The 24025-nt window shown below is 62.0% G+C and carries 21 protein-coding genes, 2 pseudogenes and 1 other annotated feature; of the genes and pseudogenes, 7 read left to right on the forward strand and 16 right to left on the reverse strand.

Annotated elements, in window-relative coordinates; genetic code table 11:
• Nucleotides 1-34: 34 nt before the first annotated feature.
• The 5 genes and pseudogenes from AC1ECN_RS15300 to AC1ECN_RS15320 all read right to left on the reverse strand — a co-directional run bounded on the left by AC1ECN_RS15300 (nt 35) and on the right by AC1ECN_RS15320 (nt 5896).
• Nucleotides 35-1546 carry a DUF1800 domain-containing protein gene (locus AC1ECN_RS15300; protein ID WP_477953451.1) on the reverse strand — a complete coding sequence of 504 codons (1512 nt, stop codon included), beginning with the start codon at nt 1544-1546 and terminating at the stop codon, nt 35-37.
• A gap of 219 nt (nt 1547-1765) precedes the next feature.
• A complete protein-coding gene (locus AC1ECN_RS15305) occupies nt 1766-2113 on the reverse strand; it encodes a DMT family protein (RefSeq protein WP_018074486.1) in 348 nt (115 codons plus the stop codon).
• 269 nt (nt 2114-2382) lie between these two features.
• Nucleotides 2383-3633, reverse strand: coding sequence for an MFS transporter (locus AC1ECN_RS15310; protein ID WP_024322172.1), 1251 nt, complete (start codon nt 3631-3633; stop codon nt 2383-2385).
• Nucleotides 3634-4099: 466 nt separating this feature from the next.
• Nucleotides 4100-4903 carry a class I SAM-dependent methyltransferase gene (locus AC1ECN_RS15315; protein WP_024322382.1) on the reverse strand — a complete coding sequence of 268 codons (804 nt, stop codon included), beginning with the start codon at nt 4901-4903 and terminating at the stop codon, nt 4100-4102.
• Between the two features lie 82 nt (nt 4904-4985).
• A pseudogene (locus AC1ECN_RS15320) lies at nt 4986-5896 on the reverse strand (AraC family transcriptional regulator).
• Nucleotides 5897-5989: 93 nt separating this feature from the next.
• Here AC1ECN_RS15320 and AC1ECN_RS15325 point away from each other — a divergent pair.
• Nucleotides 5990-6727, forward strand: coding sequence for an SDR family oxidoreductase (locus AC1ECN_RS15325; protein WP_018074482.1), 738 nt, complete (start codon nt 5990-5992; stop codon nt 6725-6727).
• Between the two features lie 92 nt (nt 6728-6819).
• On the opposite strand, the gene AC1ECN_RS15330 is transcribed toward AC1ECN_RS15325, so the two are convergent.
• The gene (locus AC1ECN_RS15330; RefSeq protein ID WP_075224871.1) at nt 6820-7701 is read right to left on the reverse strand and encodes an NmrA/HSCARG family protein; all 882 of its coding nucleotides are present in this window, start codon (nt 7699-7701) and stop codon (nt 6820-6822) included.
• 100 nt (nt 7702-7801) lie between these two features.
• Between AC1ECN_RS15330 and AC1ECN_RS15335 the strand changes: the two genes are divergently transcribed.
• A complete protein-coding gene (locus AC1ECN_RS15335) occupies nt 7802-8722 on the forward strand; it encodes a LysR family transcriptional regulator (RefSeq protein WP_130672743.1) in 921 nt (306 codons plus the stop codon).
• Between the two features lie 131 nt (nt 8723-8853).
• Here the strand turns inward: AC1ECN_RS15335 and AC1ECN_RS15340 are convergent, their stop codons facing one another.
• The 5 genes from AC1ECN_RS15340 to AC1ECN_RS15360 form a co-directional block, all read right to left on the reverse strand.
• Nucleotides 8854-10320, reverse strand: a complete 1467-nt coding sequence (locus AC1ECN_RS15340) for a SulP family inorganic anion transporter (RefSeq protein WP_477953455.1) — start codon at nt 10318-10320, stop codon at nt 8854-8856.
• 70 nt (nt 10321-10390) lie between these two features.
• Nucleotides 10391-10446, reverse strand: a sequence feature (sul1 is cis-regulatory element that is thought to sense ions involved in sulfur or methionine metabolism; They are found in Alphaproteobacteria).
• Between the two features lie 174 nt (nt 10447-10620).
• Entirely contained in the window at nt 10621-10872 is a 252-nt protein-coding gene (locus AC1ECN_RS15345) for a hypothetical protein (RefSeq protein WP_130661784.1), read from the reverse strand.
• A gap of 81 nt (nt 10873-10953) precedes the next feature.
• Nucleotides 10954-11331, reverse strand: a complete 378-nt coding sequence (locus tag AC1ECN_RS15350) for a response regulator (RefSeq protein WP_130661785.1) — start codon at nt 11329-11331, stop codon at nt 10954-10956.
• Nucleotides 11332-11642: 311 nt separating this feature from the next.
• Nucleotides 11643-13400: a phospholipase D-like domain-containing protein gene (locus tag AC1ECN_RS15355; RefSeq protein ID WP_130661786.1), complete on the reverse strand. Its 1758-nt coding sequence runs from the start codon at nt 13398-13400 to the stop codon at nt 11643-11645.
• Nucleotides 13401-13718: 318 nt separating this feature from the next.
• The gene (locus AC1ECN_RS15360) at nt 13719-14507 is read right to left on the reverse strand and encodes a DUF899 domain-containing protein (RefSeq protein WP_024322388.1); all 789 of its coding nucleotides are present in this window, start codon (nt 14505-14507) and stop codon (nt 13719-13721) included.
• A 209-nt stretch (nt 14508-14716) separates the two neighbouring features.
• Between AC1ECN_RS15360 and AC1ECN_RS15365 the strand changes: the two genes are divergently transcribed.
• Both AC1ECN_RS15365 and AC1ECN_RS15370 read left to right on the forward strand, forming a co-directional pair.
• Nucleotides 14717-15364, forward strand: coding sequence for an ankyrin repeat domain-containing protein (locus tag AC1ECN_RS15365; RefSeq protein WP_018074474.1), 648 nt, complete (start codon nt 14717-14719; stop codon nt 15362-15364).
• A 45-nt stretch (nt 15365-15409) separates the two neighbouring features.
• On the forward strand, nt 15410-15934 hold the full coding sequence (locus tag AC1ECN_RS15370) for a YHS domain-containing (seleno)protein (protein ID WP_018074473.1): 525 nt from the start codon (nt 15410-15412) through the stop codon (nt 15932-15934).
• Nucleotides 15935-15953: 19 nt separating this feature from the next.
• Here AC1ECN_RS15370 and AC1ECN_RS15375 read toward each other — a convergent pair whose 3' ends face one another.
• Nucleotides 15954-18170, reverse strand: a complete 2217-nt coding sequence (locus AC1ECN_RS15375; RefSeq protein ID WP_477953457.1) for an adenylate/guanylate cyclase domain-containing protein — start codon at nt 18168-18170, stop codon at nt 15954-15956.
• A 231-nt stretch (nt 18171-18401) separates the two neighbouring features.
• Between AC1ECN_RS15375 and AC1ECN_RS15380 the strand changes: the two genes are divergently transcribed.
• A complete protein-coding gene (locus tag AC1ECN_RS15380) occupies nt 18402-19169 on the forward strand; it encodes an adenylate/guanylate cyclase domain-containing protein (protein WP_020397676.1) in 768 nt (255 codons plus the stop codon).
• Between the two features lie 138 nt (nt 19170-19307).
• Nucleotides 19308-19787, forward strand: a complete 480-nt coding sequence (locus AC1ECN_RS15385; protein WP_018074470.1) for a DUF805 domain-containing protein — start codon at nt 19308-19310, stop codon at nt 19785-19787.
• A 97-nt stretch (nt 19788-19884) separates the two neighbouring features.
• Here AC1ECN_RS15385 and AC1ECN_RS15390 read toward each other — a convergent pair whose 3' ends face one another.
• The 4 genes and pseudogenes from AC1ECN_RS15390 to AC1ECN_RS15405 form a co-directional block, all read right to left on the reverse strand.
• Nucleotides 19885-20262 (reverse strand): hypothetical protein, encoded by a 378-nt coding sequence (locus AC1ECN_RS15390; protein WP_024322392.1) that lies wholly within the window; start codon nt 20260-20262, stop codon nt 19885-19887.
• Nucleotides 20263-20478: 216 nt separating this feature from the next.
• On the reverse strand, nt 20479-20868 hold the full coding sequence (locus tag AC1ECN_RS15395; RefSeq protein ID WP_024322393.1) for a hypothetical protein: 390 nt from the start codon (nt 20866-20868) through the stop codon (nt 20479-20481).
• A 269-nt stretch (nt 20869-21137) separates the two neighbouring features.
• Nucleotides 21138-21314 (reverse strand): annotated as a pseudogene (locus AC1ECN_RS15400) (DUF982 domain-containing protein); the annotation flags it as partial.
• 218 nt (nt 21315-21532) lie between these two features.
• Nucleotides 21533-21874, reverse strand: a complete 342-nt coding sequence (locus tag AC1ECN_RS15405; RefSeq protein ID WP_018074466.1) for a hypothetical protein — start codon at nt 21872-21874, stop codon at nt 21533-21535.
• 247 nt (nt 21875-22121) lie between these two features.
• Here AC1ECN_RS15405 and AC1ECN_RS15410 point away from each other — a divergent pair, with 247 nt between their 5' ends.
• Nucleotides 22122-23912: a glycoside hydrolase family 15 protein gene (locus tag AC1ECN_RS15410; RefSeq protein ID WP_130672746.1), complete on the forward strand. Its 1791-nt coding sequence runs from the start codon at nt 22122-22124 to the stop codon at nt 23910-23912.
• Nucleotides 23913-24025: the final 113 nt, after the last annotated feature.

Consider the following 24025-nt stretch of genomic DNA (forward strand, 5'->3'; position numbering starts at 1 on the left):
CAGACGAAGCGTTGGCTTGCCAACGAAAGTCTGCTTAGCGGCGATTGAATTCGGGCGATGCCAACACCAGCGTCAGCCCGCTGATCTTGTTCGGCGCCTGCGACACCACGCGGATCGTCTCGTCGCGGGCGGCATCAGCAAGCGTCGACTTCAGGAATTCGCGCGGATCTTCGTCCCGACCGAACTGCGCCGCGGCCCGCCTCGCCCAGGCCAGCCGCTCGGCGAGCTGGCTGCCGGTGATCCAGGCGGAGAAGCCTTCCTCGTAACCGGCCGGGCTCGGCGGCAGCCAGATCGGCTGGCCCATGCGCCTGAGTGCGCCCTGCCCCAGCGCCCGCGCCGTCTGGAAGGCTTTGAGGCGTTTCTCCCTCGCCTCGCCGGCGGGATCCGTCGGCACCGGCGATCCTGCCATGCCAGGCGTGTTCGCCGCCATGTCGCCCTCGTCCGTACCTTGCTGGTTGGCCGCCAGGAAACTGCCTACGACGCCGTTGACCGGTCCCGCATTCAATGCCCTCAGGCCGGTGACGACATAGTCGAAAGGCTGGCGCGCCTTGGCGCCCTCGTCGCGCCAGGCGGCGGGATGGTCGAGCATCGCAGTGTAGACGGCGGTCAGGTCGCCATCCGTCTTCTTCCAGGCTTCGGCCATATCGGACACCATCCCCTCGTCGGGCTGGTCGGAGATGAAATGCACCGCGAGCTTCCGGCTGATGTGCGCCGCCGTCTTCGGATGGAGCGCGAGATCGTCGAGCATGTCGAGATAATCGTCGCGCGAGCGCCTGCGCCCGCCATAGCTGACGCCGAGCACCTCATGCGCGCCGGGCTCCGAAATATTCGGTCGGAAAGCGATGTCCATCTCCTTGYGGTCGATGGTGAGGCCTGTCAGCACCATGGCTGCCGCGGTCACATCCGCCTGGGTATAGCCGCTGCCGGCGCCGAGCGTGTGCAATTCCAGCAGTTCACGGCCGAGATTTTCGTTCAGCCCCTTGTTGCGTTTGATGCCGCCGGCCGAATCCGGACCGAGCGAATCCGCCTGGTCGAGATAGATCAGCATGGCCGGATGGGCGGTGGCACTGCGCAAGAGATCCCCGAACTTGCCTGATATGAACGGCCGGATCGCCTCCGCCTCGTAGAGCGGCACGATCAGGCGCATCGGCAGGCTCTTGTCGGCGCTGGTGGAGAAATGGTCTGTCCAGAAGGTCGCCAGCCGCTCGTAGAAGCCGTACGGCGACAGCACCGCCTGCATCAGCCGCAGGTTCGCATCATGTTGAAACTGCTGCTGCGCCTGGCGCTGGACCCCTTTGCGTATCTCGCGCTGTGTCGTATCGTCGGTCACCGTCTTGGCGTCTTGCCGGATCTGCTGCAACTGCGCCTGCAGGCTGAGAATCGCCTGGTGGCGCATGTCGGGGCCACCGAGCGGAAAGTCCGGCGTCGCCGCCGCCCCCTTGCGCAGCTGGCCGATGAGCTCGTCCTTGCTGTCCGGCGGCGCCTCGCCCGGCCGGAAGCCATAGCCGAACCGGATCGCCGCCATCGTCGGGAAAGACAGGCTCATGGCAGATCACCTCCTGATCACTGCTAAGCAATTCCAGCAAAAGTGCGTTGCGGTTTTGCGTCCGGAATTGCGCAAACAAAAAGTCAGAGCATTTCAGTGACTCGGAAAAAACGGAAATGCTTGAGGTGACAGGCTGCCAGCCGATTGCGACGCCAATCTGTAGGAAATGTGGCGATATCTAGACATGGACGATTTGTAATCTATTGAAAAGGCTAAAGTTTATGCACGGAAGATGAAAGATGCACCAATTGCGATCAGGGCGAAGCCGATCGCATGGTTCCAGGTCAGGTTCTCGCCGAGCCAAAAAATCGAGAAGCCGGAAAAGACGATCAGCGTGATCACCTCCTGCATCGTCTTCAGCTGCGCCGTCGTATAGACCGCCGACCCGATGCGGTTCGCCGGCACCGCCAAGCAATATTCGAAGAAGGCGATGCCCCAGCTGACGATGATGGCGAGGAAGATGGCGCTGCTCTTGTGCTTGAGATGCCCGTACCAGGCAAAGGTCATGAAGATGTTGGAGGCAAACAGCATGACGATGGGCCAGACGGCGGCGGGAGAAAACGGCATGGGATAACTCGGCGCGGTGGAGAGAAGGATCGATCCGGCAAGGTGCCGGCGGGCCTTACCTAGCACGCCGCCATTCGACGGCAAGCCCTCAAGACTCGGACCAATCGTCTCACGCGACCGATGGGGATCACCGGCAGCTCGCCCAGCGGCTTGCCTTCCATAATCACCCTGTTGCGGTCGGCGTTTTACGATCGCATCTGCGGTTGCGAAGTGCGCAAGAGCTGAAAGGCCGGCGACACCGCCGCCGGCCTTCATAACCGCAGGCAGCGCTAGATTCGCATCGCGCCATGCGGTTCCTCGGCCTCCTCCGTGCCGAAGCGGACATCCTTCTTCTCGTAGCCGAAGCCGGCAAGGGCCGCGACGATGAGTGCCACCACCGCCGCGACGATCAAGAGCGCATAGGCATAGTCTCCGTCCCAGCGGGCAGCGAGCCCCGCCTGCAGCGTCGCATTGCCTGACGCCAGCAGGTTGCCGAGCTGGTAGGCAAAGCCGGGGAAGGTGCCGCGCACCTCATCCGGCGACAGCTCGTTCAGGTGCACCGGCACGATGCCCCAGGCGCCCTGGACGAAGAACTGCATCAGGAAAGCGCCGATGGCGAGCAGCACCGACCCGGGCGCATACGCCCAGAGCGGCGCCACGGGCACGGCGATCAGCGCGGCGATGACGATCGCCCGTCTGCGGCCGATCCGCTGCGACAGCGCCCCGAAGAACAGCCCGCCGCAGATCGCCCCGATATTGTAGACGATAGCGATGGCGCCGACCGTGTAGCTCGAATAGTTGCGCTGCGTCTCAAGGAAGGTCGGGTAGATATCCTGCGTGCCGTGGCTGAAGAAGTTGAACGCCGTCATCAAAAGCACCGCCCAGATGAACAGCGGAATATTCTCGCGCAGCACCGTCAGGAAAGGCCGGCGCCCCTCGGCCTGCCGCTTCAGGAAGGCCGGGCTCTCCTCGACATTGCGCCTGATGTAGAGCACCAGCAGCGCCGGCACCGCGCCGACAAAAAACATGCCACGCCAGCCGATGACCGGGAAGAGCAGGAAGAACACGATCGAGGCGATCAAATAGCCCGAGGGATACCCGGCCTGCAGGATGCCGGAAACGATGCCGCGGCTTTCCTCCGGCACTGTCTCCATGACCAGCGAGGCGCCGACGCCCCATTCACCGCCCATGGCGATGCCGTAGAGCGCCCTGAGCACAAGGAACATGGTGAGCCCGGTGGAAAAGCCGGTCAGGAATTCGAACAGCGAATAGAGCAGCACGTCGGCCATCAGCGTGATGCGCCGTCCGTAACGGTCGGCCGCCAGCCCGAAGACCAGCGCGCCGAGCGCCCGCATGGCAAGCGTCAGGAAGATCGCCACCGAGACGGCGGGAACGTCGGTGTGGAATTCCTCGGCGATATATTTGAGAACGAAGACGAGAATGAAGAAATCGAAAGCGTCGAGTGTCCAGCCGAGATAGCTGGCGATGACGGTGTTGCGCTGCTGCGGCGTCAGCCGGCGCAGGCTTTCCAAAGCGGACATCTGATATTCCTCCGTCCGAAAGCGGCGGCGAGGCGGGCAATTCCGGATGCCGTCGGAAGGGGTGCCCGAACCGGGCGGGTGATGCTGTTGCGGCAGCGTTTGCAGTCGGAGACAGCGGGCAATAACGTCAGCAATGCTGCCCGTGTTCCATCACGATTGCCGTGATCGGCCGGGCGCGTCCAGCGCCACCATTGAAGGCGTAGACCTTCCCGCACCCTGGCTTTCACGTTGGCGCATGCGGGCCGCTGCCTGCCTCTTCTCCCCGGCGGGGAGAAGTGCCGGAGCGATAGCGAGGCGATGAGGGGGTGAGCGGCAAAGCCGCGAATGCACGGAGCGTAAGCGAAGGGCAATATTGAGTGGTGTGCCGTAGGCCCCCCTCATCCGACCCTTCGGGCCACCTTCTCTCCGTTGGGGAGAAGAGGGAGCAGCACGATTCTCCCTTTAGAGGAGGTGGCCCTCCCGCTAATCAGTCCGCCACCCTGCCCCGGCATGCCCACGCCACCGATGCGAACGATCGCGGCCCATTCGGCTCGCCAGCCTCGTAAGCGGCCCTGACGGCGGCATCGACGGCCTTTCGCTTCGCCGGATCCAGACCGGCAACATATTTGCCGAGCGGTCCCTCGCCGGCGGCGATCGGATCCCAGTAATCCTCGAAGGAAAGATATTCCATCCGGATCAACAGCGAGGTCTCCTCGACATCGGCTAGGCCCTGCGCGATGAAGCTCTCCTTCATTTCCCCCGGCCGCATCATCGGCTGGAAACAATATCTGCGGCGCATCGCCAGCGCGTTCTCGTCGAGCATCGCCACCGTATCCCACATCATCCGCATGCCGGACATGCCGCCATAATGGTCCCAGACAGCGGCCGCGACCACGCCGCCGGGGCGCACCACACGGCGCATCTCGGAGACCGCCTTTCCCGCCTCAGGCACGAAATGCAGCACGAGCAGCGACATCGCCCGGTCGAAGCGGTTATCCTCGAAGGGAAGCGCGCAGGCATCGGCCTGCCGGATCGATACGCGCGGATCGGTGTTGCGTCGCGTTGCGGCCTCGACGAAAACCGGCGAATAGTCGACGGCGACGATCTCCTGCAGACCCGGCGTTTCCGCCAGCGTGAATGCGAGGCTGCCGGTGCCGCAGCCGACATCAAGCACGCGATCACCATCCGCGAGGCCGGCGAAATCGACCAGCATCGGCGCCAGCTTCCTGCTCCAGCGCCCCATCAGCCGTTCGTAACCATCTGCACTTTCGACATTGAAACTCGACGGCATTGAAGTCTCCCCCTTCAAGGACGATGGTCCGCCGCCGGACAATAGGATTCCCCAGCAACCCTCGCAAGCGGAACAGCCGTTCTCACCCGACCTTCGCGTCCGACCAGTAGCGCTTCGGAGCACGCCCGAAGACACGCTTGAACGCGTTTCCGAAGGCGCTTTCGGAGGAATATCCGAGTACGGCGGCAAGGCCGGCGACCGAGACGTCCTCACGGCGCAGGGCTTCGCGGGCGCGATGCATGCGCCAGCGCGTGACATAGTCGAGGGGTGCAACGCCGACCAGTTCCTTGAAGCGCTGCGCAAAGGCGGAGCGCGACATGCCGATCCGGGTCGCCAGCGCCTCGACCGTCCAGCGATGGCCGGGGCTGTTGTGGATCAGGCTGATCGCCGCGCCGATCTGCGGATTTGTCAGCGCGCCGATCCATCCCGTTTCGGCAGCACCCTTTCGGCCGACATAGGCCCGCAGCGCCTGCACGAGCAGGATGTCGCCCATGCGCCGCGTCATCAGCGTCGAGCCCATCTGGCCCGCTCCGAGTTCGTCGTCGAGAGTTGCGAGCGTGGCGCTGAGGATCGCGGCCGCACGGTCGCTGGCCGGGATATGAATGAACGGCGGCAGCGCGTCGAGCAGCAGCCGGGCGTTGCCGCCGCCGATGACAAAGCTGCCGCCGATCAGCGCAGTCTCGTCACCGCCGTGCAGGGCGATGTTGGAATGCTGCCAGTCGAAGAAGGCGATCCCGTCCTCCGGCTCCCTATCGAGATCGTTGGCGATCACATAGGCGGGCGCATTGGCAAGCAGGAAGGTGTCGCCCGCGACAAGCGCAAACGGCGGCTCCTCAGGCAGAACGATCGAGCACGCGCCGCGGAGGACAGCAACAAACTTGAGCGCGGGCTTGGCCGGAAAGCGAAACGCCCATTGCCCGCCGACCTCGAAACGCGTGCAGCGCGCCTCTCTATGTCGAGCAGCGAAAAGACATCGGACAAGGGATCGATCATGGGTTCTGGACGATCTCGACGAAATCATGGAGCCAATAGCATAGATTCTCCAGGCAGCACCTGCAATCCTCAAAGGCACAAAGGAGAACGAACATGTCTGATATCAAGGATAAGGTTGTCGCCATCACCGGAGCAAGCAGCGGCATCGGCGAAGCCACGGCGCTGTTGCTGGCCGAGCGCGGCGCAAAGCTCGTGCTTGGAGCCCGCCGAGCCGACCGGCTGCAGGCCCTGGCGCGACGCATCGCCGAAAAAGGCGGCGAGGCCGTCTGCCTCACCGTGGACGTGAAAAAGCGCGAGGATCTCACAGCCCTCGTCGCCCTTGCCTGCGACACCTATGGCAGGATCGATGTGATGATCAACAATGCCGGCATCGGGCCAATCTCGCCTCTCGATGAATTGCGGATCGAGGATTGGGAGGAGATGATCGACGTCAACATCAAGGGTCCGCTCTATGGCATCGCCGCCGCACTGCCGGTGTTCCGCCGCCAGGGTTCCGGCCACTTCGTCAACACGCTCTCGACCGCCGGCCTCATCATCAAGCCGACCATGGCCGTCTATGCCGGCACGAAAAACGCCATGCGCACCATCGCCGAAGGCCTGCGGCTGGAGGCCGGCGAACATCTGCGCGTCACCAACATCTCCCCGGGAATGATCAGGACCGATTTCGCCGACTCGATGACCAACCCAGAGATCAAGGCCGAGATGGCAAAGCGCATGGACGAGATGGCAATTTCACCCGATGCCATCGCCCGCGCCATCGCCTTCGCCATCGAGCAACCCGCCGATGTCGATATCAGCGACATCGTTGTTAGGCCAACCGCTCAGGCGTGAGGTATCGTTGGCAGCGGCCGGAGAATGTGGCTAAGGCCATCAAGCCATCACCTGTYGGTGACACCGGTCAGATCACCGGTGTCACAGCGAACTCACCCAGCCGCCTTGTCGAGAACACTCCAGTCAAAACCGCGTGCCCAGTCGGCGTAGCTGTGCCAGCCGACATCGGCGAAGTCGCGGCGCAGGGCGGCGATATCGGCGTCGTAGCCGGTAAGGTCGAACCATTCGAACATCAGCGCCGTATCCTCGCTCTGCTGCCGTATCGCCGCGATCGGCAATTCCTGGTAGCGGATCGGGCGGCCGAGCGCCTCGGACAGGATCTTCACCTGCTGCTCGCCGGACAATTCATCACCGGCTATATCGAAACGCTTGCCGAACACCTGTTCGCGCCGCTCGGCCAGTGCCGCGACGAAAGCCCCGATGTCGTCGATCGTGATCTGCTGCAGCACGCGGGCGGGCGGCAGCGCGGCGGCATAAACACCCTGGCGCAGCCCGTCGATCGCCCAGGGCGCCACGGTGTTCTCCATGAAGGCGACGGGCGAGCTGATCGTGTAGGGCATGCCGAGGCCCGCCAGGTGCTTCTCGACGAGATACTTGCTGTCAAAATGCGGAATGCCGGTCTTCTTGTCGGCATCGGCGACGGAGGAATAGATCAGGTGGCCGACGCCGGCGGCCTTCGCCGCATTCGCGACCGTGATGCCCTGGCGGGTTTCCGCTTCCGTCCCGGCCTCATAACTGCTGCCCATCAGGAAAATCGTGTCGACGCCGCTTGCGGCCTTCGCCACGGATGCGCCGTCATCGAGATCGCCGGCGACGACCTCGACTCCTGCCGCGGCCAGCCGCTTTGCGCCGTCGCTATCCGGCTTGCGTGATATCGCCTTGACGCGATGTCCCCGCGCGATCAGGGCGCGCACGACTGCGCCGCCTTGCTGGCCTGTGGCGCCGGTGACCAGAACGCTTCGTGTATTGCTCATCTGTCTGCTCCTTGCTGTGACTGATGCAACAAAGGTAAGGCCTGTCGTATTGAACCATAATGGCATATAGTTGGGAAACATCGTACCATCACAGGCTACAATGATCGATCTCAACGATATCATGATCTTCGCCCGCATCACCGAAGCGGGCAGCTTCACCGCCGCTGCGCGCTTGCTCGGAATGCCGAAGACGACGGTCAGCCGCCGTATCGCGGCGCTCGAGCGCGAACTCGGCGTGCGGCTGCTGCAGCGCACGACCCGCAGCCTCAACCTGACGGCTTCAGGGCGTCTCTACTACGAAGAAAGCAGCCAGGCGCTGCGCACCATCGAAGGTGCCAACCTGCGGCTTGCGGAAGCGCGTGCTGAACCTGCCGGCACGATCCGTATATCGGCGCCGGTCGGCTTCGGCGGCCACTTCCTCCAGGATGCGATCTTCGAATTTCTTTCGACTTACCCGAAGACGAGCGTCGAGCTGCGCCTGACCGACGACAGGCTGAACCTCGTTGAAAGCGGCATAGATCTCGCCTTCCGCACCGGCGTCCTCGAGGATTCCACCTTGATCGCCCGCAAGCTCGGCTCGACGCACCGCCTTCTCTGCGCAAGCCCGGATTATCTCGCCCGTTGCAGCACACCTGATGTGCCTGAAGATCTCGCCCGCCATGACTGCGTCATCGCCGGCCAATCCGCCCAGGCGCAATGGCTGCTGGAAGGTCCGCACGGTCAGGAAACGATCGCGGTTTCGGGGCGCTTCGCCGCTAACGAGATGCAGGCGGTGATGGCCGCCGCGATCGCCGGCTACGGCATTGCGCAATTGCCGCACGGCGTCGCCGAGGCCTGCATCAAGGACGGGCGGTTGCGCCGGGTTCTCGACGGCTACACCACCCCGACCGGCGGCCTGCATGTCGTCTATCCCAGCAGTCGGCACTTGCCGCCTTTGGTCAAGGCGTTCATCGAACTGGCCGTCAGACGGCTGAACGCGATAACCGGCAACAGCGACGATTACGTGATCGTCTCGCGGTAGAACAGGATGATTTTAGGCCGGGTCGGCCTAAAATCTGAATCCTGTTCTAAATTATTAGTTGGAGCATGATGTCGTCCGAAAACCGCTCACACTTTTCGGCATCATGCTCTAGGAAATCCGCCCGGCCTTGGTCACACCTCCTTCAGCACCACCTTGCCGTCGAGGCTTCCGATCAAGGTTGCGCTCGYCTGGTTGAGGCCCACGACCTCCACCGCAATGCCGTGCGCCCCGAAGCGCTGCACGACCTTGTCGAGTGCAGCAACGGCGGTGATGTCCCAGAAATGCGCCTCGGACACGTCGATCAGCACGGTCTTGCCGATTGCGTCCTGAACGTCGAAGGCTTCGACGAAGACGTCGGCGGAGGCAAAGAACACCTGGCCGGACACGCCATAGATCAGCCGCCCGGCGGCTTGGTCGGGCGCCACGTCGACGCGCAGCAGGCTGGCGACCTTGAAGGTGAAGAACACGCCGCTGAGCAGCACGCCGACCGTTACCCCAAGCGCCAGATTGGCGGTGAAGACGGTGACGAGGACGGTTGCCACCATGACGGCGCTCGACATCCGGGGGTGCACGATAACCGCTCTCAGCGACGACCAGTCGAACGTATCGATCGACACCATGACCATAATCGCCACCAGCGCGGCGACGGGAACCTCAGACACCCACGGCTTCAACAGCACCATCAGGATCAGCAAAAACGCGCCGGCAAACAGGGTGGAGAGCCGGYCGCGCCCGCCATATTTCACGTTGCTCACCGTCTGGCCGATCATGCCGCAGCCGGCGATGCCGCCGAAAAGGCTGGCGGCGGCGTTGGCGAGGCCGAGACCGGTGCATTCGCGGTTCTTCGAACTCGGCGTATCCGTGAGATCGTCGACGACGCTCGCCGTCATCATCGATTCCAGCAGTCCGACCATGGCAATGGCAAGCGCGGGTGCTGCAATGATCCGAAGCGTTTCCAGCGTCAGCGGCACCGCCGGCCAGCCGAAGACGGGTAGCGAATCCGGGAGCTTGCCGAGGTCGGCAACGGTGAGAATAGGAAGCCCGAGCGCCATCGAGGCGACGGTCAGGATCAGGATGCAGATCAGCGGCGACGGGATCGCCGTCGTAACGCGGGGCGTTGCATAAATGATGACGAGCCCTGCAACCAGCACGGCATATTCCATCCAGCCGGCGCCAATGAAGTGTGGCATCTGCGCGGCAAAGATCAGGATGGCGAGTGYATTGACGAAGCCGGTGCGCACGGACTTCGACACGAAGCGCATCAACACGCCAAGCCGCAGCAGGCCGAACACGATCTGCATCAGCCCCGCCAGCAGCCCGGCCGCAAAGAGATAGGGCAAACCGTGGGCATGCACCAGCGGTGCCGCGACGAGCGCCACCGACCCGGCCGCCGCCGAAATCATCGCCGGGCGTCCACCGGTAAAGGCAATGACGATGCTGATCACGAAAGAGGCGAACAGACCAACCTCGGGATCGACCCCCGCCACGAAGGAAAAGGCGATCACCTCGGGGATGAGGGCGAAGGTCGCCACCGCTCCGGCAAGCATTTCGCGCATGGGATTGGCGGACCAATCACGACGGATGGAGGAAAGCAGCATAGGAAGGATTCTCGCAAAGCATGGCCGGACCCACTCTTTCGAGCGGTCGCGTGATGGCATGCAGGTTTTGCGTTGTCTGGCGGATCGGCGGCCAGAAGAGCCACCCGGGATCTCACCGGGTCCGTGGTGAATGCCTGCGGTATAGACGAGATCTCTACCGCAGTGCAACATTCAATTGCCAAGGACGAAGGCGAAAGCAGACGAGCACCCATTGGGATAAGCGCACGAGCCGTCAGCCTCTCATTGGACGGCATCTTGAAACTCATTCCTTCTCTTGGGCACTGAGGAACCGGTACCTCCTCACTGCCAGAGGAAGTCCGGTCCCGTGCTCTGGGATGTGAGCTTGAGCGTCCCATCCGGCTGGACGACATAGGTCTCGAACACACGGTAACCGAAATCGCCAAGAAAGGTATTCTTGACCACCGTTCCCGGACGATAGGGGGAATGGAGGACCTTTCCACCATAGGTCAGGCTGCCGGGAAGAGGCTGYGGATCCCCTGCGCTGGCGCAGCCCGAAAGAGCCAAGAGAACGGCAATGAGTGCGTGTTTCATCCGGACTATCTCCTCGGGCTGGGCACCAGCAGCCTGAATGACGTCGATCKCCTTCTTATCACAACGCAGCTTTGCTGCTGTTCACAAAGCAGCCTTGCTGCTGTCGAAGTTTTTACGTCGCTCCTCCGCCCGCGAGAGCGCGCTGGCAATCCTCTCGTCGGTGAAGGGCTTGGAGATCACATCAAGCGCGCCTTCGATACCGTGCCCGACATTTTCGGGACTGCCGGTCACGAAGATGACGTCAACCCGATGGCGGTCGATCAGCCGGCGCGCGAGCTGAGCGCCGCTCGGCCCATCGGAGAGACTGAGATCGACGAGCGCGACATCGCTTCTTTGAGCGTGGGCGAGAGCCTGCTCCACCGTGGAAACCGGCCCAATAGTCTGGTGTCCAGCCTCCTGCGCGATGCGTTCGAGCTCCAGAGCAATAAAATTCTCGTCTTCAACAATCATGACCTTCATGAATAAGCCTCCTCTTTAGCGTGCTGTCAGGCGCACTACCGGTAGCGGGTACAACGCAACCGTCCCCGGAATGTTTCCACCTTGAGAAGAATATGTTGGCAACCGGCAAGGTATTAATTTGACTTCGGGACGCCAGGTCCCGGCGCGTCGGTCATGCGGTCGGCCACTATGCATACTCTTCGACGGACAAGGCAATCGTCCCGAATGCGAAGGACCGTCTCACCGCAGCCGTCCGTCGAATGCCTGTTGCACTTTTTCGATATCGCCCGCGTGGAATGGTTGAGGTTTAAGGGCCGTCGTGACCGGCAACATTACTCCGCCCGCGAAAACAGCTCCCGGTCGCGGGCGCGGATGGGGTCGGTCCAGTCGCGCTCGAACCACGGTGTGCCGCCGGGCTGGGGCGGGCGCTTGAGCTCAAGCGGGCGGGCGGCGCCGTCGTTTGCTTCGGAGGCGACGCGGAAGATGTAGTGGTCGTACATCCGGAGCGCCTCGATCATGTAGCTGGTCGCCACCGTGCGGTCACGGACGAGGACGAGGTTCTCGCCGTTCTCGTCATCGGCGGGTTCGGAGAAATTGTAGGAGCCGAGATAGACCCGCGCCGTCGGCTTGTCGAAGTCGAGCACGACGAACTTGTGGTGCATCCTCGTGCCGCGCTGTTTGCCGTCGACGCCTGACAGGCCCGAGGGCTCGGTTACGAAGGGCGGCGGCACGTTGCCCGTCAACGCCGCCGACCGCACCACCCGCCGACGGTTGTCGGGAGTGAGCACGGTCAGGCCCAGATTGCCGGCCCGCACCTCGGCATCGGCAATGCCCATCACATGCATATTGGGGCGCTCCAGGGCGCGCCCCAATGCCGGGCCGATCGCCCCCTTGGTCATCTGGCCGAGAAAGGCGAGCGAGAAGAACACGCTGGACTGCGCGGTATCGATATCGGCGCCGATCTCGTCCAGCCGGCCATTGGCGTCGCTATGCGGAGAGAAAGCGACCTTGGCGTCGACGCCGTCAAGGCCAAGATCGATCCAGCCGGCAGAACTTGGCGAGGCGCGGAAATGGTCGGCGCGCTTGGCGGTGAAATAGCTCTCGAAGGCGGTGAAATAATCCTCGATCGCCTTGTCGCTGTGGACGGCGAGGCTGTTGTTCGACTGTACATAGAGCCCGCGCCAGCTGAGATTGGTCGAACCGTAGAGCACGGTCGAAATGCCGCCACCGCGGACCGCGATCGATTTCTGATGCTGCAGGTTAGCCATATGCTGGCGCTTGACGTTGGCAGCACCCGCCGAGGCGATCAGCCGCTCCGCCGCCCTCGTCTCCGGCGAATTCGGGCGGCCATGGCCCTTGGTGCTGGCGCTGTCGTCGATGATGATCTTGAGCTTCGGCCCCAGCGCTTCCAGCCGGGTGACCACCTCGGGCAGGTTGAGGTCATAGGCGATGGCGCACACCTCGGCGCCGGCAGCGTGCGCCCTGTCGAGCAGATCAAGCGTTTCGGCTCGCGCCTCGAAGCCCATCCAGGCGAGTGCCCGCTCGGCATCGGCATGGGTCGGCACGAAGTCCAGTCCCTGGTCGCCATCCGGTGGCACCAGCGTGATGATGGGTCCGCCGGCGGCAAAATTCCGCACGAAGGCCTGCGACGAGACGAAGCCGCGGGTGAAGGCGACGTTGAGCTTGCCGGGGATGGTTTCGCGCATCAGCGCCAGTTCCGCCTCCTGCGCCTCGCCTGATGTCAGTGCGCCCGCGGCATCCATGAACTTTGGGGTGACGCGGTAGGTGAACTTGCCGGGCAGATCGGCATTGAAGGGAAAATGCACCCAGCGGAACTTCTGGATCGGCGCTTCGGTGGTGCGGATGCCATCTTCGGGAACCGGCTGGCCGGGAAAGCCGATGCGGTTATGCACCGTCTTGAAGAAATCAGTATCCGGCTCACGATACTGGATGGCGAAACCGACGAAATCGATCGGCGGCCGGCCATTATTCCAGTCCATGCCGAGCAGCACCATGCCGTCGCCGCGATGGATGGTCAGCGCAAAAAGCGAAGCGGCATTCCTGCCGGTCACACGAAAATCCGTATCCATGCCCGCCTCCCCTGGAAATCCCGCGAAATCTAGCATGGTTCCGTGACAGTAAGGAGATATGTCGGTGAAATTTTGCGCGCAGAAGGTGCAGAGGCGACGGTATGGCGCAAGCGCGTTCTGGGACACCGCCCCCGTCGCCCAGTCGTCAATCGTTGACCCGATTGTCGACGACCGCCGACGCGGTGCCGGGCTTTGCGGACGTCCAGCGGCGCCACGACCTGCCCTGCTGATGCGTCGTCATTTGCGGTTCGCCGGACTTTCAGACGGACCGCCGTATCCTCCTGCCGGGACGGGACGGTGGATACGGCCGGACCGACCCTACGGTTTCTCGTTTGCGCTCTCGGCCCGGAACGCCGCCTCGCCGGCATCGGAGACCTCGACCCATTTCTTGTCGGGCTCGGCGTCCGGCACATAGCTGTCGTGCCAATTCCACCACTTGTAGGTCGGGGTCTGGGGATAGCCATCGGGCGATTCCTCCCAGACTTCCTGGCGGCCGAGCGGCGTGATGTCGAGGTAGTTCCAGGTGCCGCCCATCTGCTCGTCGCCGCGGTTGTTGATGAAATAGGTGCGGAAGATGCGCTCGCCGTCGCGGTAGAACACGTTGGTGCCGTGCCACTCGTCGACGCCGAAGTCCGTGTCGAAACTATCGGTGATGGTGACCCACGGCATCGTCCAGCCCATCCGCGCCTTCAGCCGTGCAATGTCGGCCTGTGGCGCGCGCGAGGCGAAGACCAACGTCGTGTCGCGGGCGTTGAGATGGGCGACATGGGCGACCTGATCGGCGACCATCGAGCAGCCGCGGCAGGCATGTTCGGGCCAGCCGAACACGCCGGGCTCGTAGAAGGCGCGATAGAGGATGAGCTGGTGTCTGTTGTCGAACAGGTCGAGCAGGCTGACTTTGCCCTGAGGACCTTCGAACGCATAGGCCTTCTCGACCGCCATCCACGGCATGCGTCGGCGCTCGGCGGCGAGTGCGTCGCGGGCGCGGGTCTCAGCCTTTTCCTTGACGAGCAGTTGCGCGCGGGCCGCCTCCCAGGCCTGCGGCGACACGACCGGTGGCTTGTGCATGGCTTGTCCGCTTTTTCCATTCTCGGCTGAAGCAGTCATGGCTTTCAATCTCCTCATTGGGGCGATTTCCCAGGCTTGGAAGCTCGGTTCATCGCGCATTGGTCTGAGATAGTTTCGCATCGGAAATCGAACAGGGGGAGTAACAAGTGTGACCGTATTCCCTGAAACCGTCGGTCGCAGCCTTGGCGCGCGAGTGGTGTTGGCCGGGAGCGCGTCCATTAGCGTAATCTTGTTTACGAATTGCACACGTGCTACAACGCCACAAAACGGCGCATACGAACCCTGATCAAACCGAGATCGTGCCCGTGAATATTTTTATCGCGACTGTTGCTACGCTTGTCATTGGCGTCCTGCCGGCATGGGCAGGTCCTTTGCATCAGGCGGCCAAGGACGGCGATATCGCCCGCGTCACACAGTTGCTGGACCAGGGCTCCGATCTGTCGGAGCTCGATGAGGCGGGCGAGCCGGCGCTGATTATCGCGTCATTGGCCGGCCATGCCGATGTCGTCGCTCTTTTTCTGGATCGCGGCGCCGACATCGAAATCCGCAACAAGGGCGGGCTGACGGCACTGCATGCGGCAGCCTATGCAGGAAATCTGGAGGTGGTGAAACGGCTTGTCGCCGAGGGAGCTGATGTCAACGACAGGAAGAATTTCTATCAGATGTCGCCGCTGCACGGCGCCGCCGAAGAGGGCCATACCGAGGTGGTGGCTTTTCTGCTGACTGCAAATGCGGATGTCGAAGCGACGGAAAGAAACGGGTACACGCCTCTCACTCAAGCCGGGTGGCGGGCGCATTGGGATACGGCCAAATTACTCATGGAAGCCGGTGCTGTTTGCCAGAAAGCCGAGCTTGTGGGCGAACCGCTCTACAAGGAATGCACCAAACGGCAATAGCATTTCGCTTGAAGTAACAGACCGCGTCCGGGAACGGAGCTTGTTATGTTTTATCATGTGCAAAAATGCGGAAGCCGGCTGGGCGTGGCTGTTGGCGCTACGGTGATGCTGCTTTCCTTCCTTCAGCCTGCGGGGGCCGAGGAATTCGTCAATACCGGCTATTTCGGCGATATCGCGATCAAGGGTTATGACCCGGTCGCCTACTTCACTGAAAACCAGGCCGTCGAAGGATCCGAGACATATTCCCACCACTGGCTTGGCGCGACCTGGTATTTCTCCAGCGCTAGAAATCGCGATCTCTTCAAGGGCGATCCGTCCAAATATGCGCCGCAATATGGCGGCTATTGCGCCGACGGCGTGTCTTTCGGGACAGTGACCACCAATATCGATCCGAAAGCCTGGCGGATCATCGATGGCAAACTGTATTTGAGCTATGACCCCGGCGCGGCGGAAGGCATGGAGAAGAATCCGACCAAGGTGACCGACTCGAAGAAACATTGGTCCGAAGTTCAGCAGACACTGATTTCGGAAAAGATGCACACCGTCTGGCAGCAACCGGCTACGAAATGAGGCCGCAACGCCTGGCTCCTCAGGGTGCGGGTGCAAAGAACGTCAAGGCGCGCGGCGTGACGTGTATGTATGGCCGGTCACGCTGCTCGTCGGAGGTGTTGCGGTAAACATATCCGCACACCATCCGGTCGAGGAAATAGCCGTCGAATTTTTCGCAGATTCTGTCGCCCCGCACCTCGACGACGCCGGTGATGTTGGTATTCGCGCTGCGATAGGCGGTGTTTCCAGTCTTGTCGAAATACTGGATGAAATCCGTGCCGTTCTTGTGCTTGCCGGTCCACGTCTTGCCGTCGACGAGATTGCGCAGCTCTGCCTCGCCGAGCCGGTCGGTTTGCTTGCCTGCAAAACCGAAGGGCCATTCGGGAATGCCGGCCTTTCGCAATCCGGCCAGATGACGCTGAAGGTCGCTGTCCCGCCAGTAATCATAGAGATAGCTGTAATAGGTGAGATTGCTTTCCGGGAACRGCTCCAGCAGCTTTGCCGTCTCCGCCGCGGCCTTGGTTTCATTGCCCTGATCCGCATAGGCCGCCGCCAGATATTCGCGCGCCGGCTCGACCTTCGGCAGGCTGTCGAGCGTCGGCTCTATCAGGGAAATCGCCCGCTGATCATCACCCGCAGTATAAAAGACGATCCCCGCCAGCAGCTGAAAGCTCGACGCCGGTGATGGGTCGAGCCGCAAAGCCTTTTCCATCTCAGTGACCGCCTGCCCGCTGCTGCCGGTGTGGACCAGGATGAGAGCGAGGTTGGCGGCGGCCTCCGCATCGTTCGGCTGCATCGCGACAGCCATTTTTGCGGAATTCCCTGCCTCCGTCTCGCGCCCGTCCACCCATTGCAGCAGGGCAAGCACGGTGTGCGCCCTGGCGTTGTTTGGATCGAGCTTGAGCGCCTGCCCGGCTGCGTCATAGGCGATCTTGCGGGCGACGGCGGCCGACCAGAGGTAATTATAGTCGTTGCGCCAGACATCGACGGCCACGCGGGCGATTCCCGCATGGGCATTAGCAAAGCCCGGATCGAGATCGATCGCCTTCTGGTAAAAGGACAGGGTCCGGCGATAGGTATCGACATCCCTGAAGATGAAACCCTCCTGCTCTGCCCTCATGTAATAATCGTAGGCTTCGAGATTTTCGGTCGGGATCCGGGCCAGTTGGTCGCGCTCGCGCGCGCTGAGCTTGACCGACAGGGCCGAGATGATCTTGCCGATCACATCGTCCTGAACGGCGAAGAGGTCGGCATATTGGCGGTCGTAGCGCTCGGCCCAGAGCGACAGGCCGGTGCCCGCGTCGATCAGTTTGACATTGATCCGCAGCCGCGGCCCGGCGCGCTGCAAGGTCCCTTCGAGCACATACTGAACGCCGAGTTCGGCGGCCACATCCTGGATTTTGCCGACGGAGTCCTGGATGGCGAAGACCGAATGGCGGGCGATGACGAAAAGGCCCGATACTTTGGACAATTCGGTGATCAGGTCGTCGGTCAGACCCTCTGCGAGATGGTCGTGCTCGGTGTCGCCACTGACATTGATGAAGGGCAGAACCGCGACCGAAGGCCTGTCCGGCAGCGGATAGGCGAAACGTTCGCCAGGACCCGGCGGTTTTGCCGCCATCCACGGCTGCCACCAGAGTGCTGCGCCCGCAAAAGCAAGGACGACGGCCGCTGCTATGCCGGCAACGAGGCGGCGTCTCGGCAGGCGCCTGCGGGTCTTGAGGGTTTTGCCGGCGGCGGTCGGCTCAAGCAGGACGCGGTAGACCCGGGTCGGTTCGGCGATGCTCTTCAACCGCTGTTCGCCGAGCGAAGCAAAACCGACCGGGACTTTCGATTTCACCTGGTCGTATGTCGTGCCCGATATGGCGATGCCGCCCGGTTCCGCCAGCGCCTGCATTCGATCGGCGATATTGACGCCGTCGCCCTGGATGTCTTCGCCCTCGACGATGATATCGCCGAGATTGATGCCGATCCGGAACTCGAGCCGATGCTCCGGCAGCGCCGCGGCACTCTGCGTGGCTTTCAATTGCTGAATCTCCACCGCGCAGCGCAAGGCATCGACGACACTCTGAAATTCGAGCAGCAGACCATCGCCCATGGTTTTGACCAGCCGGCCGTGATGACGCTCGAGCGCCGGCTCGAAGACGTCATTCTGGTCTGCCTGAAAACGCGCGCGGGTGCCCTCTTCGTCGATCTGGCTCAATCGACTGTAACCGACGACATCAGCGATCAGGATTGCTGCAAGACGGCGCTCCATCCCCGGTCTTTCCTGGAGAGCGAATGTATTACTAACAATATCCTACAGTATGTCCCAGCGCGATGCTATCGTCGGGCCGGGCGATATTCAACTTAGTTGCGACATGTCCGATAAGGATGGGGCCGGACGAAATACTTCAATCCATCGTCACCCCAACCATCAGCAGAGTTGCCAAAAGCAGGCGAGTGTCGGAAGCTCATTTTTTCGCTATCAGCCGACGGATTGCTGGATATGACGACAGCCTCATCAACGGAGCCGGCCAGACACGGCAGCGCCAGGATCTGCCGCGGCTGCTGGGATCAGATGCACATGCCGATCCCGATCGGCGGCCCTTTTGCCTTACCCTTCCGCGCCTTCGGCATCACCCGCAGCAAGATGAACCCCGATATCTGCACGATCTGCGAGCGCTCCTTCCAATATGTCAAGAAGCAGCGCCAGATCACCGTCGACGCCACGATCCTGTTTGCCGATATCAGGGGTTTCACGGATCTTTCGGAGCGCATCGAGGCGGTGCAGCTGAGCGAGATCGTCAGCCTGTTCCAGGATCGCTGCGCGCAGGCAATCTGGGCGCATGACGGCATCGTCAACAAGCAGATGGGCGACGGCCTGATGGCGATCTTCAATTTCCCTATTGTCAGAAAGGATCACGCCGGCGCGGCGATCCTGGCCGCGCAGGAGATCCAGCGAAACTGCGCAACCGCACTGAACGGTCTGACGCTTGAGGCATTGCCCGGCCGCACCCTCGGCGTCGGCGTCGGCATCCATTCCGGTGAGGTCCAGATCGGCGAATTTTCAAGCTTTCGCAGCGATTTCACCGCGATCGGCGGCGTCGTCAATCAGGCCGCAAGGCTCGAATCCCAGGCTGCCGCCGGCGAGATCCTGATCTCGGCCGAAACGGCGGCGAAGGCCGCTGATCTCGCCGCAGGCGCCGAAACCCGCATGCTTGTGCTCAAGGGCATCGAGCAGCCGGTGCAGGCACGAGTTCTGGTCAAGCCCTGAGCTGCCAACCGCGCCGCCAACTCCTCCAAGCGTCTATACTGTCCTCAACGTGGCAGCCGCCGTTTCTCGCGTTGTGATTGCCGAACGCGTCAAATTGCACGCCAATTAATCTTCCGGAAACGAACATAGCTTATCTCTATGCCATTCAAATCGTTGGGGTATCTCATGGGTGGTTTTTCTCTCTTTCACTGGCTGGTCGTCTTGATCCCGCTAGCAGTGCCGTTGTTCTTCATTTTCAGAAAACCGGCCGCCGGGCCGAACCGCTTCGGCGGCCTGCCGCCGGGAATGGGTTTCGGCCAGGCGATCAGCAGCTACTTCAAGAAATATGTGGATTTCAGCGGTAGAGCGAGCCGATCGGAATTCTGGTTTTCGGCGCTCTTTGTCGCTCTCGTCAGCATCGTTTTGTACCTTGTTGATCGAACCGCAACATTGAACGGGATCTGGTCGCTGGCGACGTTTCTTCCCTCAATCGCAATGGCCGCGCGGCGTTTTCACGACATCAACAAAAGCGGATGGCACCAGCTTCTTGGGATTCTGTTTCCCATTGGAACGATTGCCGTCCTTGTATGGTATTGCAGAGCGCCGTCCGTGGATGACTCCAGGGCGTCCGTTTTCTGAGGATGGTGCGCCGGCGAGCGTGGGGATGTTTCTCACGGTTTGAGCAGGACGGCGGCCGGAAGGTGATCGCGAGGCTGCCAAGCGCCTCGCCTCTCTCTCAGTATTTCATGTTGCGCATTTCGGGAAAATCATAGTAACGCAGCCGTTCGTCGTGGCAGCGATAGTCGTTCTTTTTCAGGTACAGTATCATGTTGTGTTGCAAGCCCAGGCCGATATAGGACCAGTTTGGGTAGGCACGTTCCGTCGTGCGCGTGCAATATGCATATATCTGCTTTTCCGGATTAAGCAGAACCACGCTGGAAATCTCGGCCTTCACGAAGTTCCCCGGTTTAATGGTTCCCCGCAAAGCGTCGACGTATTCGCGTCGAACCGCGCTGGAAGGCGGCCGCTGGGAATCTACAACGGACTGGGGCGCCGGAGTCTGGCAGCCAGACAGTGCCAGCGGGACAGCGCAAACAAGGAGTTTAATTTTCATTCAGTTGGATCTCCCTCTATCAAAGTTGATGAAACGGGTTTCCTGAAGGCGATGGCTGAAAGCAGCAATGTCGCGGCCTGTGCTTCGAGGCTCCGCCCTGCGGGCTGCGCACCTCAGCATGAGGAAGGTTGGAGGATGCCGCGCCTCAACGACGCCGTCGCGCCGCCGTTCAACAAAGCCTTGAACGACGACGCGGCCGGAGCCCTCGCCCCTGCGTCAGGTCTTCATGCCGGTCAGCTCAGGAAACGGGTAGTAGCGCAGCCGCTTGTCGCGGCAGCGATCGTCATTCACCGTCGCGCCTAATATTTTGCCATCCGTAAAGGAGACGCCGAGGTAGGCCCAGTCTCCCCAGCCGCGCTTGGGCACCAAACGGACGCAGTAAGCATAGATCTTTTTCTCAGGTTCAAGCACCACCACGCTGGAAATGCGGGCCCATACGACTTCTCCTGCTTCGTGCCGATAACTTCTCTTGAACACGATATTGATGAAGTTCTGCCGGACGTCATTCGAGGGAGGATGCTGGGAATCTGCAACGGATTGCGACACGGGGGCGTTGCAGCCGGCCAGCATCAGCAGAGCGGCACAAGCAAGGACTGTTATTCTCATTCAGTTGAATCCCCAAAGAATCGGAACGCGGCGACGCTGCGTATTTCCTACAAACACAGCGGGAATAATATTTGCAATACATGAAAGGAATATTGTTGGTGCTGCGGAATACCGGGCCGCGTGAAGCCTGGATGTAGCCGGCGTCGCTCCTTCTATGCTGGAGGATTCACAACCGCGGCTTCTGCCCCGTCTTCATCATCATTGATCGGCACGCCGGCTTCCAGCGCGGCCAGGATGAAAGCCTGCCGCACCGTCTCGGCCGGCATCCGCCCGGCAAGCCAGGCGCGGCAGAAATCGATCGCCCTTTGCTGGTGGACGCCGCCATTGACCGGCCAGTCGGAGACGAGTGCATAAAGCGCATCCTGCGGTGAGCGAAGAACCAGCCGTTCTCCGGAATCAAGGTCGATCGAGATGGGGTTTTCCCAAAAGGCAGAATGATCGCTAATGGCAGTTGTACCTGAAGCTTAAGTCACAGGAAACTAACTGCGGAAGGCCGATTTCGGTTCCGATACGAGKGTGCGGACGATCGCTGCGCGRCATTTCACGAATGTCGTCGGTCTTTGGGCGAAGAACCGACGGGTGGCGAATGGATATTGAAAGCGGGATCGCCGGCCAACGCCTCACTTTTGGCCGGGCCGATCTCGATGGTTACCGCCCCCGGCTGTCAGCTGGGCAGCTTGCAGCCCTTGCTCAGTCCAGCGGATTGCATGGCAGAAACCTTGCCTTTGGACGCGGCAATTTCCCCTTCCTTGTCTCCCCCGGCGACGCTTCCGATGGGGACGCCGACGAGGAAAACACCGAAAGCATCGCCGTTCGCTGCGCTGATCTGCTGCTTGGACAGGTCGTCGAGTTTGGCCTTCTCTTTCTTATGTTCCACTGCGAGCGCCTCGCAACTGAGGTTCGTATAGGCGGCCATCGGAATATCGACCTGGACGATGGCGTCAGGACGTTTGGCGCAGCTGGCCACTGCCGCGGCGGCCGCGAATGCAATGATTATTTTGTTCATGAATGGTCCCCAATTCCCGCAGCAGCTGTAACATCGGCGCGCGCAATGCGGGAGGCGGCAGAGCCTTCAACCACAGACTTTTATTTATCGACACTTTCCATTTCGGCTTGGCATTGCTGGCGATGCCCCCATTGATATCCGGAGTTTGCATGATAGCCGGCACGCCTACCGCCCCGTTAGTTTCCGCGCTTGACCTCCGCGCACGGCCTCTACCTAAAAGCCCGACTGCTATGCAAAGGAGGCTCCGGTGTCGGTACCCATTGAGGACTACGCGCTCATCGGCGATTGCGAAACCGCCGCACTCGTCTCGAAGAACGGCTCGATCGACTGGCTCTGTTTTCCGCGCTTCGATTCTCCCGCCTGTTTTGCCGCCCTGCTCGGCGCCGAGGATAACGGCTTCTGGTCGCTGTCACCGTCAGGTGAAAATGTCCGCGTCACGCGCCGCTACCGCAACGACACGCTCATTCTCGAAACCGAGTTTCAGACCGAGACCGGCACCGCCGTTCTCATCGACTTCATGCCGCTTCGCGATGGCACGAGCGATCTGATGCGCATCGTCGAGGGCAGGAGCGGCACTGTCGCCTTCGATATGGAGCTCAACCTTCGCTTCGATTACGGCCGAACCGTTCCCTGGGTCACGCATGGCGAGGATGGCGGCATCACCGCCATTGCCGGCCCGGACAGGCTAACCCTGAATTGCGCCGTCCCGCTCGAAGGCCGCGGCCTGAGCACGGTCGGCTCCTTCCAGCTTGCAGCTGGCGAGAGCCAGATCTTCATCCTGACCTGGTCCCCCTCGCATATGCCGCAGCCGGCTCAGCGGCAGGTGGAATATGCGCTGCCGGACACGGAGGAATTCTGGCAATCCTTTGCCGCGACCTGCCCGAAAGTGGGCCGGTGGACGGAACAGGTCAAACGCTCGCTCATCACGCTCAAGGCACTGACCTACATGCCGACGGGCGGCATCGTCGCCGCGGCGACAACCTCCCTGCCGGAAAAGATCGGCGGGCCGCGCAACTGGGACTACCGCTATTGCTGGCTGCGCGACGCGACGCTGACCCTGCTCGCCCTGATGAAACTCGGCTATTACGAGGAAGCCAGTGCCTGGCGCCGCTGGCTGCTGCGCGCGGTCGCCGGCGCCCCGGCGCAGATGCAGATCATGTATGGCGTCGCCGGCGAGCGCAATCTGCTGGAATGGCAGGTTCCCTGGCTGAGTGGCTACGAGGGCTCGACACCCGTACGCATCGGCAATGCCGCTGCCGAACAGGTGCAGCTCGATGTCTATGGCGAGGTGGCCGACGCCATGCTGCAGGCCCGCAAGGGCGGGCTTCCGCCGCATCACCGCGAACGCGAACTGGCGGCGGCCATTCTGCCCTTTCTCGAAAAAATCTGGGTGGAGCCCGATGAAGGCATCTGGGAGGTGCGCGGCCAGCGCCAGCATTTCACCTATTCGAAGGTCATGGCCTGGGTGGCCGTCGACCGCGCCGTCCAGATTGCCGAGGCGGACGGCGAGCCCGAGGCCGCCGCACGTTGGCGCACGCTCGCAGATCACATCCATGCCGAGGTTTGCGAGAAGGCTTTCGATCCCGAACTCGGCTGTTTCGTGCAGGCCTACGGCTCCAAGGCGCTTGATGCCAGCCTGCTGCATCTCGGCATGGTCGGCTTCATCCCGCCTGATGATCCGCGCTATGTCGCGACAGTCGAGGCGATCGAGCGCAAGCTGCTGCGCGATGGCCTGCTGCTGCGCTACGAGACGCAGGAGGTGGACGACGGCCTACCATCAGGCGAAGGCGCGTTCCTCGCCTGCAGCTTCTGGCTCGTCGACGCCCTCGGCATGATCGGCCGCCGCGACGATGCGCTGCGCCTGTTCGAGCGGCTGCTTTCTATCTGCAACGATGTCGGGCTTCTGGCGGAAGAATATGATCCCGCCGCCCGCCGCATGCTCGGCAACTTCCCGCAGGCCTTCAGCCATATCGGGTTGATCAACAGTGCGTTGAACCTCGCGCGGCTGGAGGGGCCGGCGGACCAGCGTTCGGCTTGATGAGTGTAGAACCGCTGAAGAAAGACCCCTCCCCACAGGTGGGAGGGGCTAATCCGGCGGCACCGCCTTGCCTCTTCCGAAACGTTGAGGATTTGGAAAGCCGGCGCGGCAGG

The sequence above is a fragment of the Rhizobium sp. 01N447_2 genome (genome assembly GCF_056399245.1).